Raw genomic sequence first — 15245 nt, forward strand, 5'->3', positions numbered from 1 at the left:
GCGGAGGTTTTTGTTTGTTCGGAATAAAACGAGTCCAGATGCTTCTGTGTGCCACTATCTGAGACTCATTATTTCAAAAGCTAATCCACATCTTGGTCGATAGCGTATTTTATTGCAAAACCGCAAATTGCCATCATAACGAATGGGATCGCGGCAGTGGTGTATTCCGCCCACGCCATATCAGCGAATGCTTTTGCCAGCAGTACGTGGCCGAGAATAAGCAGAAGCGCACACACAATAGCGACAATAATCAGCTTAACTTCATTTCCCATGGTCATTTTCAACATAACGGTATCTCCAATATTTGGTCTACCGTTATTGAATCACAACTCTTTGGTCAATTAGGCGTACAGTTACCCCACAAACAACCCGTACAGTTGGAATGATTGTCTTTTTTATGAGGGACTTAAGGTTTTACGAGTGCGTAAGTTGATGTGCCAGTTTGCCAAGCCAGATGAGCGCCTGTTCTTTCTCTTCTGTCAGTTCATAAGAGAAGTTCAATCGTATCGCGTTATCCACTCTGCCATGCTCACTAAACAGATCGCCAGATGCAACGCTAATACCTTGTTCGATAGCCAGCTGATGAAACTGTTGGCTGTCGAATTTTTCAGAAAAGCGAATCCATATCAAGTAACCACCAGCCGGCTCTTCAATCTCGATTGAATGCGGAAAGTACTGCTTAATGACATCGATAAATCGCTCTTTCCTGACGACAAGGTTTTTACGCAGTTTACGAAGGTGATTGTCGTAGCTTTCATGCGTTAAGAAATGAGCGACACCAAGTTGAACAGGAGCGCTACTCGATAACGTAGAAAGAAGCTGTAACTTTTGAATCACGTCGTTAAAACGCGTGTTCACAACCCACCCTACTCGATAACCAGGACACAAACTTTTTGAATACGACCCACAAAGAAAGACGGAATCGGTCTTATCGAAGGCCTTTAGTGGCTTCGGCTTATGCCCTTCGTAATAAAGATCGCCATACACGTCATCTTCAATAATGTAGGTTCCATGCTGTTCTGCAATCTCTACCACACGGCGCTTTGCCTGTTCCGACAAACTGGTTCCCGTTGGGTTTTGAAAAGTCGTCATCAGCCAACACGCTTTAACATCTTGGTTTTGTAGCGCGTTTTCAAACTGCTCTATATTCAACCCATTGATTGGGCAAACGTCCACTTCGATAGGGTTAAGCCCGAGCCTCTCGACAGCCTGCAGAGCACCATAGAAGGCGGGAGACTCAATCACGACGTTATCACCCGACTTGGTGACCGTTTGCAGGCTCAAGTTGAGCGCTTCCATAGCACCCGACGTAATCACGATGTCTTGATGATTAACCGTAATCCCTTGCTGCAGATAACGCTGTGCGATTTGCCTTCTCAAGGACTCACTGCCCGGTGGTAAATTATTTATCACACTCGCGCCAGTCATCTTCCTACCCGCGCTGGCAAGGTTTCGAGTCAAGGTAGGTAACGGGAAAAGGTCGGGATCTGGGAATGCAGAGCCGAAAGGAATCACACCTTCGGCTGAACTCGACTTCAAGAAATCAAATAAGCGGTCATTAATGGCTTTCTTTTCACTAACGAGTGGCTGTGCGTAGTCAACGCCGTCCAGCCTTGGCGCTACAAAATAGCCCGACTGAGGTTTAGCGATGATCCACCCTTCGCTTTCTAGCAACTGGTAGGCTTGTAAGACAGTACTATTGCTGACGTTGTAATTTCGACAACTCATGCGTACCGAAGGGATCTTCTCTCCGGATCGCCACGTATTGTTAGCTATCTGAGTTCGAATATCCTTTGCAAGCTCTTCATAACGCGCCATCTAATTGTACTACCTAGAGAAATTCTGTGAGCCGGTGATTTTATCACTTACGCCAACAACTATTGCTGCTATCCATATGATCGCACCTAATTTCCACAATAGTGTGAATTGGTTCACAGATAACTTTGTAAGCTTTGCTAAGTTTGTACCCAAGGTAGGAGCTAAGTTGGCTTTCTACCTCAATAATTTGATGTAACCCAAAAACATGCGAGATAACAATGAAAAAAATAGAAGCAGACCAATTAAGTTATAAAGGAGAGTCAAACGGTGTTCACAGTTGGACAACACCGAGCGGTCAGCCATATTACTGGCACCCAGATTGGCTCCATATTGCTGAAGATGCGACAGGCTCACATCCAAAGCAAAAGATCGATGTCGAACAAGACCAAGCACCAACGGAAAAACACGCGGTGTCTGCTATTCTGAAACACATCAACCAATGGGCTGCAGACAAACTAGCGTCTCACCCTGAGATTGAAACCGGCTCAATCGAAGCTGAAATCAATCTCAAAAAGTAACGGGTTAAAGTAGATAGCGAACTCAATCACGGGCGATTCTAACCCAATACACAGACTGAATAGCCTCGACCCTCGACCGGGGCTATTCAAGCATCTTCATAAAAATGCTGCAATAACCCCCACCTAGCTAACAAATCTCTAACACAAACCAGTTTCTTGTATCAATCCACGAAAGCTATCGATAGAATTTCCGGTATTATTCACGTCAATTATGCTAATCATTCGCAATTCTAAAGTCGTGAATCAATGAATGCGTAAATCTAATAAGAATGAGAACAAAGGCTTACCGATGGATACTTCAAATTACAATCAATCGCTAACGACTAAGTTATACGTCATTGCTGGCGTGCTGTTTGGCACCTATGGCAGTCGGGTGTGCCCTATGCTCGATAGCTTAACGACGTTAGAGATTTTCACACAAGTCAGTATTGTGTTTATCTTATTATGGCTCGCACGTCGTTACCCATTGGCGCAACATACCTTGGTCAAGCAAGGCCGATTCACGCAACTCGATACCCTGCTATTTTTTGCTGCAAGTGTGCCTTTCGCGCTCTACTACAACTTAAGCTATGAATTCACCATAGATAGTAATTTGAAGGTGCTGTTTGGCATGAGTCTATTCGGCTTCTTTACCGGAACCATTCTTCAATTGAATGCCAAGCTCAGCCAAATGGATAAAATGGAGACGACTGGACAATTCGACTTCCAACTGGTTGGTGAAAGAAGTTCACTGGTCAAGCAGATGATAGGCTTGGTTATCGTGCTTCTGGTAACACTGACGACTATGTTGACGATGATTGCCGTTAAAGACATCTTCTGGCTAGAACACAACCCTGACCGCTTATTGGATGGCACCGGCAAGATCAGCGTGATCAAAGAGTTTATTTATTTGGCTGTGGTACTGGGTGGCTACGCGATAACCATCATGACGCTTTGGAGTAAGCTAATTAAGCGTATTCTCCTAAGCCAAGAGCACGCATTAAACAAAGTCACCAATGGCGAGCAAGGCGTTCACTTACCTATTTTCGGCTACAACGAGCTTGGATCAATGGCATCTATGACCAATACCATGCTTGATAGCCTTGAAACCGCGCAAAACGAAGTGAAAACCACACGTGACGTGGCCATTGTGAGCTTATCGGCATTGGCTGAATCTCGAGACAATGAAACGGGCGCACATATCCTAAGAACTCAAGAGTACGTCAAGGTACTAGCACAAGAGCTCAGCAAGTCAGAGACCCATTCAAGCTTGTTAACACCAAACTACATCGAGTTGCTTTACAAATCTGCGCCTTTGCACGATGTAGGCAAAGTCGGTGTGCCTGATAGCGTGTTATTGAAGCCAGGTAAGTTGACTGACGAAGAGTTTGAGATAATGAAAGGTCACCCCTCGATTGGTGCTGAAGCGTTATCTATTGCAGAAAAGCAGTTGGGAAGTAGCTCTTTCTTAAGAGTCGCAAAGGAGATATCTCTGACTCACCACGAGAAATGGAATGGCAGCGGTTACCCTAATCAGTTGTCTGGTGAAGATATCCCGTTATCTGGCCGTTTAATGGCATTGGCCGATGTTTATGATGCGCTCATCTCGAAGCGAGTCTACAAGCCAGCCTTTACTCATGAACAAGCTAAACAGATTATTTTAGAGGGCAATGGGACGCATTTTGATCCGCAAGTTGTCCAAGCTTTTCTAGCGGTTGAACAAGCATTTGTTTCAATTGCCGCGACCTACAAAGATGGCAAAAATGTAGCGAGTGAACTCGAGCGCGAAAGCTTTATTGCTCAACCAGCGTAATCTATTCAAAATCCACTAACTTCTTGCACCCTATAGGTTAATCCGTAGGGTGTTTTGTTATCAAATACCCTCTTTAGTCAATAAATCTGATTGAAATGGATTTTTTTTAGCCTTTCTGTTCACTTCGTATTGTCTTAAAAATTCCATACAGGTATAACTACCCATAGATACTATCCCCTCTCAATTGACATGGATGAAGATTATGTTTGAAAAAGTGTTAGCTGCTCCCGCCGATCCTATCCTCGGCCTTACTGAAGAGTTTAAAAAAGACTCTCGTGCAGAGAAAATCAACCTTGGTGTTGGCATCTACAAAAATGAAGATGGTCAAACGCCTGTACTTAAAACAGTAAAGAAAGCAGAAGCTGCACTTCTTGAAAACGAAAAAACCAAATCTTACCTAACGATTGAAGGTACGGCTGAATACGGTCTAGCGGTACAGAAACTTCTTTTCGGTTCAGACGCAGAGATCGTTGCATCTCAGCGCGCTAAAACAGCACAAGCTCCAGGTGGTACAGGTGCACTTCGCGTAGCGGGTGAATTCATCAAGCGCCAACTGGGCGACGTAAAAATCTGGATCAGTAACCCAACTTGGGCTAACCACAACGGCGTTTTCGCTGCTGCGGGTATCGAAACTGCTCAATACAGCTACTACAACGCTGAAACTAAAGACAAAGACTTCGCTGGCATGGTTGCTGACCTAGAGAAAGCTTCTGAAGGCGATATCGTTCTTCTTCACGGCTGCTGTCACAACCCAACAGGTATCGACCCAACAACTGAAGAGTGGGAAGTTCTTGCTAAACTGGTTGCTGAGAAGAAACTGCTTCCTCTATTCGATTTTGCTTACCAAGGTTTTGCAAAAGGCGTTAAAGAAGATGCTGCTGGCCTACGTATTTTTGCTCAATACAACAAAGAGATCCTTGTTGCTAGCTCGTTCTCTAAGAACTTCGGCTTGTACAACGAGCGTGTTGGTGCATTCACTCTGGTTGCTGAATCAGCAGACGTAGCAACGACAGCATTCTCTCAAGTTAAGAGCATTATCCGCTCTATCTACTCTAACCCACCAGCCCACGGCAGTGCTGTCGTTACTCACATCCTTGGTGATGCTGATCTACGTGCTGAATGGGAAGCAGAAGTGGCAGAAATGCGTGACCGTATCCAAGAGATGCGTGAACTATTCGTAACGACACTGAAATCAGAAGGTGTTGATGCAGACTTCACATTCATCGAACGTCAAAACGGCATGTTCTCGTTCTCAGGTCTAAGCAAAGAGCAAGTAACTCGCCTAAAAGACGAATTCGCAATCTACATTGTTGGTTCTGGCCGTATCAGTGTTGCTGGTATGACTAAGTCAAACATGGGTCCTCTATGTAAAGGTATCGCTGCGGTTCTTTAATCGAAAAGCGAAACCTGTATTTGCAGACCAATAGATGTGTAAAAGCCAGCAATTAAGCTGGCTTTTTTGTGTCTGTCTCTTTGTATATAAGAGCTATTAGTGCACTTAGCCTTTTCGTTACTGGCTAATACTCTAGGAAAAATTCCACTCCTAGCTCGTGAGTACGCTCGCTACGAATTTTACCTTCACCATCTCGATGTTGATATGACCCACCAATCGCAAACTTATTGGTCACTAGATAACGTAAACCTAAGTGATAGACCTCTTCATCAAACAGGTCACTTCGATTCACTTGCACACTCCCGTTAGCTATCCAACGTTTCGCAAAGCCATAGTTAAGCTCAGCTTTTACCCCTTGGATGAACTCAGTGTCTGAAGATTCAGTTCGGTTGGTGTCATTATCTTCAACCTTACCTTTTGTGATACCAAGCAGGTAGTAAGCCACTATATCTAAATCTTTCTTAATGCTGTAACGGTAACCAACACCTGGCATCAGCGTATCAATTCGAGTTGTGGTGTCATCAGGGTGAATAAAGCGTGCGCTGTAGTCTCCCAGCAACGACCAATCATCCGTCATCGCGTAACTGACGCCTAATCCATACGACGAGGCGTTATTATTACTGCCTGCATCTTCATTTAAACTGCCCGAATGCGCCGTGGCATAAATATGGTCGTAATCTAAAATATCCACCGCGTTAGTGTCCGCCCACAAACTTGGAGAAAACATAAAAACCGCAGATACAAAACTAAGCTTCCACTTCGACATTCCTATCATCCTTAAACTGTCACTCCATTAATTGAAAGGTTAGTCTATCCATAAGACTTTAAAAAGGTTTTAGCTCACAGATTGATTTGTGACGGCAAAATATTATCAAATGTTGTACCATGAAATCATACAAACCAATGGATGATCATTATGGATGCTGAGTTATTAGAGATTCAAAACTTTCTGGCACAATACCCCCCTTTCACAGAACTCCCTGAGGAGATGTTGGCGAAAGTGACCAGTAGCGTGGAAATTTCTTATTACCGCCAAGATACCCCTATCATTCACTTTGGTGATCAAATTCATGACTTATACATCGTTCGAAGTGGCGAAGTCGAAGTCTACCGCCGTAAAGGCGAACTCTATAACCGCCTGGATGAAGGCCACTTGTTCGGTCAAATGGGCCTACTGACCAACAACAAGGTGCGTTTCCCAGTTAAAGCCACCGAAGATACCCTGCTTTACTGTATTCCTGAGCCTATCTTCCAAGAGCTCTACGACAACTACGACTCCTTTGCCGATTTCGTAGAAGTAGAAGATAACGCGCGACTGCGCCAAGCCAACTCAGACAGCAACGACGCTAACGACTTAACGACATCCAAGGTTAAAACGCTGCTGACCAGCGAAGCACCAATGATCGAAAAAACGCGCACGATTCAGCAAGCTGCGACCATGATGGCACAGGATAATGTTTCCTCTTTGTTGATCATCGACCCAGAAATCGTTGAAGATGATGAAGATGACTCAACACCCGTGATTGGCATCATCACCGACCGAGATTTATGTACTCGCGTTTTAGCTGAAGGGCTTGACCCATCGGATGAAGTCTCTAGCGTAATGACACCTGAGGTTATCTCTCTCGATCACAATGCTTACGTATACGAAGCTATGATGACCATGCTTCGCTATAACGTGCATCATTTACCAGTGCTTAAAGATAAGAAGCCGATTGGTATTATCGAAGCGACCGATATTGTTCGTTATGAGTCTCAAAACTCGCTGTTATTGGTAAGTAGTATCTTCCAGCAACAAAGTATCGAAGATCTGAAGGTGCTTTCCGAGCAAGTAAAAGACAGCTTTGTGCGCTTAGTTAACGAAGATGCCAACGCCCACATGGTGGGTACTGCAATGTCGGTAATTGGTCGTAGCTTTAAGCAGCGAATTATCGAACTGGGCGAAGAGAAATTGGGCAAGTCGCCTATTCCTTACTGTTTCCTCGCACTGGGCTCTATGGGGCGTGATGAGCAGCTGCTGGTTACCGACCAAGATAACGCAATCATTCTTGATGATACCTACGACGAGAAAAAGCACGGTAAATACTTTGAGGAGCTGTCGACCTTTATTTGTGATGGCTTAGATCAGTGTGGCTATGTGTATTGTACTGGCGATATCATGGCGACTAACCCAACGTGGCGTATGACTCGTCGACAATGGGAAGAGTGCTTTGCCGATTGGATTGATGATCCAAACCCGAAAGCACTGTTAAATGCTTCAATCTTCTTCGACTTAGATGGCGTTTATGGTCGTCTGAAATGGGCCGAGCAATTGAACAGCTTTATTGTTCGACGCGCACGTAAGAACAATCGCTTCTTGGCGTGTCTTGCACGTAACGCACTCAACCGTACACCTCCGCTCGGCTTCTTCAAAGATTTCGTGATGGAGAAAGATGGCCGTCACAACAACTCTATCAACCTTAAGCGTCGTGGTACTGCGCCACTCGCCGATTTGATTCGTGTTCACTCGCTCGCGGTAGCGTCTCGCTCTAAGAACTCGTTCGAACGCTTAGATGACATTATTGACGCCGGTATTCTGCCAAAAGGCCGAGCTCAAGATTTGAAAGATGCGATGGAGTTTATCTCTCTGGTTCGTATTCGCCACCAAGCACACGATGTCGACAACAACATCGAGCCTGATAACAACATCGAGCCAGAGAACCTGTCTGACTTCGAACGACGTAACCTAAAGGATGCATTCCAAATATTAAGTAATGCGCAAAACTTCCTTAAGTTCCGTTATCAAGCCAGCAACAAGTTTAAGTAGGGCCTATGAACAAACTATTCAGATCACCTGCGGTCGATTGGCCATTTAAGTTTGCTCAGAAGCTTGAACGAGCGAGAGACGAGCGCTTAAAGCACTTTTATAGCCAGCCTCTTCCTGCGCCTGATACGCCACTTTCAGAAGTGATGTTTTTGGCTGTCGACTTTGAGACAACGGGGTTAAACCCAAACAAAGACGGCATCATTACCATTGGTTTAGTGCCATTTACGCTCAATCGCATCTACTTGCGACAAGCCAAACACTGGACTCTAAGACCAAAACAGAAACTTGAAGAAGAGTCTGTCGTGATTCATGGCATCACTCACAATGACATCATTGATGCGCCAGACCTTAGCGAAGTGTTGGGCGAGATCTTAGAATCAATGGCGGGACATATCCCTGTGGTTCACTATCGTCGTATCGAACGTGACTTTTTGGACAATGCATTGAAAGTGCGACTCGGTGAAGGCATTGAGTTCCCAGTCCTCGACACGCTGGAGATTGAATCTCAGATCCAAAATAAACTGGCTGGCGGCTTGTGGAATAAGCTGAAAGGTAAGAAGCCAGCTTCAGTGAGACTGGGTCAGAGTCGTCGTCGATACCATCTGCCCGACTACACGCCGCATCATGCATTAACTGACGCTATTGCGACCGCTGAGCTACTCCAAGCGCAAATTGCTCATCACTTTGACTCTGAGATGCCTCTGAAGAGTTTCTGGCTCTAGCTGAGTTACGTAAGCTAAATACAAACACAAAGCCCATCAACTTTCCATTGGTGGGCTTTTTCATTTTTATCGTCTGTGTTTAAGCAACGGTTGGCCCGACTAAGCGCATTTCCCATAAGCGTTTAAACATATTATAACGTCACACCGCAGCAGTTCCGCTCTATTGGACGTCGAAAATCGTGATCGCTATTTGTCAGCGTGATTGGCATTATTACTTCCCAACCACAGACAACGTTTGGTAATAAAGACGCTTTTGCTGATACATATTCTCATCAGCGACTGAGAACAATTGCTCAACGTCTGTTGAATTACTAGAGGCTGCACCAATCGAGAATCTGACAGGAATAGAGATACCCGCTTTAGTCTCGATTGCCTGTTGCTCCTGAGCAATGTACAACTGCTCAGTCATCTTTGCGACATTGAGCGAACTCGACTCACCAGACGTTAAGGTAAGCACCGCAAATTCATCTCCACCCAAACGGTATAGGTTACTGGCAGGTGTCAATTCGTGGCTGATTACGTCTACGCAGCGCTGTATCAGCTCATCCCCGATCTCATGCCCATGAACATCATTGGTCGTTTTCAAGCCATTGATATCAATAATGATCAAAGAAATCTGATTTTGATTGTCGTTAATGCTGCGTTTACTGAATTCGAGATCTTCATTAAAAGCTTTACGATTCAAACAGCCAGTCGGCATGTTAATCCGTGTAATATTTTCGAGCTCTAGCCAACCAGCTAACTGTTTTTGGTACATGTCAAAAATCAGAAGATCTTCTTCACTGAGGACATCAAATGAACTTGAACAAAAATACCCGATCGCCGTCCCCTGTGAGTCACAGAGTATCAGGTCAGCCTCGCCAGTCCGGTTAAAATGAAACTGAATCGAATGTTGAACAAGTAATGTCTTTAACTCTTGATCGACCATTTGAGGAATCAACCGATATTCAGCCGCGTGTCTTGATGATGCAAACTGAACGATCTTCAAAATACGATGCTTCTGGGATTCTTCACGCGCGAGCGAATTAGTTAACTTGCTGGTTTTCTCTTCGACTAAGTCCTCTAGCTGAACATTAAATCTTTCGAGTTTATCGTTACTTTCGGTAAGCTCACGGACTTGGTATTGTATGCGACCCCACAGGGTTTCCAATAAACGACTCAGCGTGACGAACTCTGTAAAACGATGTTCATCCACACTATGAGTCGGTGACTGGTTATGCGAATACGACGTAACAGATTCAGCCAACAAGTTTAACTGCCCTGAGAACCAGCGGCTTAGGAACAGAGCAAACACAATCGAGATGGCAAGCGTCGCCACCAATATTCTGACAAAGACCACCTGAGCTTGTTGCATCTCTAATAAACGCTCACTGTCGGAAATATGATGTTTGACGTTCAGTACCAATTTGTCGGTAAAGAATGTGCTGTCGATAGAGATAATGTTCGCACTTTGTTCAGAAGATTGAGCATCCGTTGAATCAATATAGTTAAACTCAACCGACTCATTTTGATAAAGGAAAGGCGTCACTTTAGTCTTAAGTCTGTCATACCCCATAAGAACCACAAGATAACCCTGCGGCGTGTATGTAGAACCTTCTATCAAACGATAAGGTAAAATCGGCGCGACAAAAGCGATACCTGCAGCGGCATTATCCGCCACTTCAGTTTCGGTAAACTCGGTGTGGAACAATTTCCCTTGCCCATAAACCGATTGAGGACGCTTCAAGCTTTCTAATAACTGGCTCTGCTCAAAATGGTACAAGCTGCCTTTGCTGTCATAAATGGGCTTCCAGTTTTGGTCCAGAATATAAGTCGCGGACACACTCTCCGCTAGCGCATTGAAGCTATCCATCTTGTCCCAAACAACACTCGAGAAAAAGATATTACCACCCGCTTTAATCAATGATCGGTCATGCGAATACCATTGAGTTAGGCTCGCCGTCAGCTTAATTTGCTCTTGTACGGTTTGACGAATACCGGTCGTAGAGTTGTCCAGCTTGGTTTCTTTTTGCTCTAAAGAACTTTGGTTTTGTTTATTGAGAATCAACTGTCCCGCTAGGTAAACAGGAAGCATTGAGCAAGCCAGCAACACCAAGCCCATGGTGTATTTTAATGATAGCTTCAATCTCTTACCCTCATATTCGCCGAGTAATATTGAACAAAATCATTGTAAAATTTATGCAGTTCACTCTTTGGCATCCCTGACTTGTAACGCTGATACGCCCGAGCCGATGCCTCCCAAACGATCGCCATCTTGTAGTCACTCGACATCATTTGCGATGCTTGAAACTCATCGTACATATTTGAAAGTGTCTGGTTACCTTCCTCAACACGGCGTTGATTAACCTCATAAAACGGCGAAACCATGGCACTCGAGTGAGCTAAAGAGGTGAAACTGTTTGATTGCAGGTATTGAACGACTTCTTTCAAAGCCAATTTCTTATCTGGGTTTTGCATGCCTTTTTCCGTGACAGCAAAAACCTTTGCGCCACTAAATGAAGACATACTTTCACCACGATAGGTCGGCAACGAATTGATGTACAAATCTCGACCAAAGGCGGCATCGAGTTCGCTGAACGCCCAATCACCGTCAATCAAAAACTCGACTTCCCCATTGATGAACCTCTGCCTCGCGCAAATATCGCTGCACGATGATTCGATGACTTTTTTCTGCTGCAACATGTCGATGAAATCAAAGATAGCAACTAACCCTTCACCATTAACATTCTTCGACGATAATAAGTCTTCAGAAAAAAGCTGATAGAAAGCTAGATAGAAGTACATGTTTGGATTGGGAAAAAGCACGCTCACTTGATCGGACTGAGCAGAGCGTTCAATTAGGCTCTCCCATGTCACGACTTGCGCTTGAGGCTTGCTCGAATACAGAACGACTTGGTTTCCAATACCAACCGGTAACGCCTTAAGCTCACCGTTGATGACCACTGCATCGAGCGCTTTTTTCTCATAGCGTTGGGTATCGACCCAAGCATCAGGAAGCGTCGCTAAATCGATATATTCAGTTAGACCTAAGAAGTCAGAAGGAACCCAGATGGCGTCGGGAAAGGTATTGTCTCTAGGATCAGCAACAAGCAGTTCAGAACGAATACTGTTGACGTCAAACGAACGAATTTCTACACGATGATCAGTCATCGCTTCGATATGTTCTTTTACATAATCGGCCGTTTCATAATTAATACCAGCCCATATTTCAAGTGTGGACGAACAAGCAACGGCCGGAAATAGCATCGCAAATAGACTCAATAACCTCACACTTGGTTCCTTGTGGTAAAAATTAGACGTTGGATTTTAATCGCCCATCAATAAACCGGGCGATGCGGCTTATCGCTCACTGCTCATGATTAGAGACCTAGCTTTGGGCGACACGTTATATAGTAAAAAGTGCCTAAATAACAGTTGATACTCTCGCTTTAAGAGAAAGGTCTGCTCATTCTGATACATCCGTCATATCTCTGGATGACTGTTCTTACAATAAATCAACATACCATACCCTTTATTATTAACGACAAAAAAAATGCCGCAAAAGCGGCATCTATCTCGTTCGGTGCATTCGACACAATAAAAATCAAATAAGCAATTTATCAGTCAAAGCCCTATCATCGATTAAGCGTATTTCTCTTCGAAATCTTTCATGAAGCTAACCAGCGCTTGAACGCCTTCCAGAGACATTGCGTTGTAAAGTGAAGCTCTCATTCCACCTACTGCTCTATGGCCTTTCAGTGATTTCAGACCTGCAGCATCAGCCAATTCTAGGAACTTGCCATCTAACTCAGGTTTCGCCAGTTGGAACGGCACGTTCATTCTAGAACGGTTTGCAGTGTGAACATCGTTTTTGTAGAAAGCTGAGCTATCGATTGCATCGTAAAGCAGCGCTGCTTTCTCTTTGTTCACCAACTCCATCGCTTCAACGCCACCTTGAGCTTTCAGCCACTTGAACACAAGGCCTGATAGGTACCAAGCGTAGGTTGGTGGTGTGTTGAACATTGAGTCTTTTTCAGCAAGTACTTTGTAGTTCAGAATACTCGGCAACACGTCGTTTGCGAGTTCGAGTAGATCATCACGTACGATTGCAATGCAGATACCCGCAGGGCCGATATTCTTTTGCGCGCCCGCGTAGATAACACCGTACTGAGACACATCAATCTTACGAGACAGAATGTTAGATGACATATCCGCTACGATTGGCTTATCCGTTTGAGGAAGCTCGCTGATTTCAATACCATCGATGGTTTCATTCGGACAGAAATGTACATACGCAGCTTCCGGGTCAATTTTCCAATCTTTAGCTGGAACAACCGCTGCTTTACCATCAATTGACGTCTTCGCGTTGAATACATCGATTTCGCAATATTTGCTCGCTTCAGTCACTGCACTTTCTGCCCAGTAACCCGCATCAATGTAAGTCGCTTTCGTCGCATCACCTAAAAGGTTTAGAGGAACAGCAGCGAATTGAGCACGAGCGCCCCCCTGACAGAAAAGAACTTTGTAGTTGTCTGGGATGTTCAGAAGATCACGTAGGTCCTGTTCGGACTCGTCAGCAACTTGAATAAATTCCTTGCTGCGATGGCTGATTTCCATCACGGAAGTCCCTAAACCATTCCAATCAATAAAGTCCGCTTGCGCTTGTTTCATTACCGGTTTAGGCAGTGCAGCTGGGCCAGCACTGAAGTTGAATACGTTATCTAATGTAAGTTCCATGGGGATGATTGCTCCTGCTAAATAATAACTATGCAAGTAATACCATGTTTTACCCAACATAAAAACAACAAAAGAGGTCTTAAGACCTCTTTTGTTTTGTACCGTATAAAATGTTTAAGCTTAACCTGCTAAATCACCCTATCAGTATTCACGCCTGCTCTGTTTATTGAACAAAAACCGGCATAAGTAGAGCGATTAATGGAATTTCTTGTCCATTTTCGAACACTAGGTTTCCATTTTCTAAGTCAGCGCTGATTTCATAACCACTGTCTGTTTCCTTGATCATTTCCATCACAAGCAATTCATCGATACCTTCACGGATGAATGGATACTCTTCAACAAGTTCATTTGAGAAGCTAGAGTGAACGTTGCCCGTTAATGCAGGCATGATCATCGAAGGGTTGCTGCTGATGTTTTCGGTCCCTTCCGGCACGCTCACCAACCACTTAGATTCGAACTGTCCCTTACCTAACTCTAACGACATGTTGTTCATTGAAAGGTCGAAACCTTTAGCAAACAGGATATCGATAAATGGAATGATCTCTGCAACGTCTTCTTGCGTCATCACAGGATTAGATTGGTAAATCTCAAAGATTTTCTCAAACGACTCGCTATCCAACTTCGACATTTCAAAATCGACGTTTAGGTTGTTCAACTGGCCTTCACTGGTCTCGATATTTGCGATATCCAGCTTGAGGTTGCTGCGCAGACGCTTAGTTGCTTCATCTAGATGTGATTCAAAATCGTACTTAGAATTTTCAATGGTCATGAAAGGCTGCATTGCAGAATCTGAAACCAAGAAGCTATCGATAGTAAAATTCTGAGTACCTAACCAGTAGCCTTTCGCTTGTTGGCCTGAACCCACACCTTTCAGATTAGACAGCGTTACCTCTTCACCGGTTTCAAAATCAATTTGAACTGAAGGGATTGAAAGCTCGTAATCAACTTGGCCTAAAACAGTCGCATGGCCAGAAAGATTCGATTTAGTGATCGAGACCGAAGTCCCATTCTCATCAGAACCTTGGTGATTGAACTGGCTTAACTCAAAGTTAAAGTCAGTGTTGCCGTTTAGCTCAGTACTAGTGGTCAGAGTTAAAGGCAGAATATCGGTATTCTCAAACGTCGACAGTGCATTTAGACTCACCAAACCATGGCTAACCGCACTATTTATGACAAACTCACTCGGCAACCCATCAATCGCAAGTTGCTCTTTCAGGTTTTCATCCGTCACAGTTAAACGAGTGGTTACGTTGGAAGACAAGTAACCTCTATCGTATTCCACGATCTCAGCTTGAATGCTTGAATTGTTAAGCTTTGCAACGCCATCGGTAATCGCATTTTGTCCAATTTGCCCAACCGCTAGCGGCCAACAAAGTGCCAGTGAGATTGCTCCGCCAATTGCACCAATTTTTCTTAACTGTTCCATGAGTTCTCTTTCTACACGTGTCTGTTTTTTTTAGTCTAACCCATCAGTAGCAAA

General features: G+C 44.3%; 12 protein-coding genes. 5 read left to right on the forward strand and 7 right to left on the reverse strand.

The window, feature by feature from the left end:
* Nucleotides 1-80: 80 nt before the first annotated feature.
* Nucleotides 81-287, reverse strand: a complete 207-nt coding sequence (locus AB4371_RS15450) for a hypothetical protein (protein WP_102394299.1) — start codon at nucleotides 285-287, stop codon at nucleotides 81-83.
* A 127-nt stretch (nucleotides 288-414) separates the two neighbouring features.
* A complete protein-coding gene (locus AB4371_RS15455) occupies nucleotides 415-1818 on the reverse strand; it encodes a PLP-dependent aminotransferase family protein (RefSeq protein WP_372150286.1) in 1404 nt (467 codons plus the stop codon).
* 218 nt (nucleotides 1819-2036) lie between these two features.
* Here AB4371_RS15455 and AB4371_RS15460 point away from each other — a divergent pair, with 218 nt between their 5' ends.
* The 3 genes from AB4371_RS15460 (at nucleotide 2037) to AB4371_RS15470 (ending at nucleotide 5521) form a co-directional block, all read left to right on the forward strand.
* Nucleotides 2037-2336, forward strand: a complete 300-nt coding sequence (locus AB4371_RS15460) for a hypothetical protein (protein WP_017060414.1) — start codon at nucleotides 2037-2039, stop codon at nucleotides 2334-2336.
* Between the two features lie 250 nt (nucleotides 2337-2586).
* Complete coding sequence (locus tag AB4371_RS15465; RefSeq protein WP_372150287.1) at nucleotides 2587-4128, forward strand: HD-GYP domain-containing protein; 1542 nt, start codon at nucleotides 2587-2589, stop codon at nucleotides 4126-4128.
* A gap of 202 nt (nucleotides 4129-4330) precedes the next feature.
* Nucleotides 4331-5521 carry an amino acid aminotransferase gene (locus tag AB4371_RS15470; protein WP_372150288.1) on the forward strand — a complete coding sequence of 397 codons (1191 nt, stop codon included), beginning with the start codon at nucleotides 4331-4333 and terminating at the stop codon, nucleotides 5519-5521.
* Nucleotides 5522-5645: 124 nt separating this feature from the next.
* Here the strand turns inward: AB4371_RS15470 and AB4371_RS15475 are convergent, their stop codons facing one another.
* Nucleotides 5646-6287 carry an outer membrane beta-barrel protein gene (locus AB4371_RS15475; RefSeq protein WP_102320457.1) on the reverse strand — a complete coding sequence of 214 codons (642 nt, stop codon included), beginning with the start codon at nucleotides 6285-6287 and terminating at the stop codon, nucleotides 5646-5648.
* 150 nt (nucleotides 6288-6437) lie between these two features.
* On the opposite strand from AB4371_RS15475, the gene AB4371_RS15480 reads away from it, so the two are divergent.
* Nucleotides 6438-8327, forward strand: coding sequence for a DUF294 nucleotidyltransferase-like domain-containing protein (locus tag AB4371_RS15480; protein WP_017060410.1), 1890 nt, complete (start codon nucleotides 6438-6440; stop codon nucleotides 8325-8327).
* Between the two features lie 5 nt (nucleotides 8328-8332).
* On the forward strand, nucleotides 8333-9049 hold the full coding sequence (locus AB4371_RS15485; protein ID WP_017060409.1) for a 3'-5' exonuclease: 717 nt from the start codon (nucleotides 8333-8335) through the stop codon (nucleotides 9047-9049).
* 211 nt (nucleotides 9050-9260) lie between these two features.
* On the opposite strand, the gene AB4371_RS15490 is transcribed toward AB4371_RS15485, so the two are convergent.
* The 4 genes from AB4371_RS15490 to AB4371_RS15505 form a co-directional block, all read right to left on the reverse strand.
* Nucleotides 9261-11150, reverse strand: coding sequence for a GGDEF domain-containing protein (locus AB4371_RS15490; protein WP_372150293.1), 1890 nt, complete (start codon nucleotides 11148-11150; stop codon nucleotides 9261-9263).
* A 20-nt stretch (nucleotides 11151-11170) separates the two neighbouring features.
* On the reverse strand, nucleotides 11171-12319 hold the full coding sequence (locus AB4371_RS15495; protein ID WP_372055821.1) for an extracellular solute-binding protein: 1149 nt from the start codon (nucleotides 12317-12319) through the stop codon (nucleotides 11171-11173).
* A 351-nt stretch (nucleotides 12320-12670) separates the two neighbouring features.
* Nucleotides 12671-13765 carry a 3-phosphoserine/phosphohydroxythreonine transaminase gene (serC, locus tag AB4371_RS15500; protein WP_017065411.1) on the reverse strand — a complete coding sequence of 365 codons (1095 nt, stop codon included), beginning with the start codon at nucleotides 13763-13765 and terminating at the stop codon, nucleotides 12671-12673.
* Between the two features lie 163 nt (nucleotides 13766-13928).
* Nucleotides 13929-15191 (reverse strand): DUF945 family protein, encoded by a 1263-nt coding sequence (locus AB4371_RS15505; protein ID WP_017060405.1) that lies wholly within the window; start codon nucleotides 15189-15191, stop codon nucleotides 13929-13931.
* Nucleotides 15192-15245 lie beyond the last annotated feature (54 nt).

The organism is Vibrio sp. 10N.261.51.A3, assembly GCF_041471965.1.
Classification (GTDB): domain Bacteria; phylum Pseudomonadota; class Gammaproteobacteria; order Enterobacterales; family Vibrionaceae; genus Vibrio; species Vibrio crassostreae_C.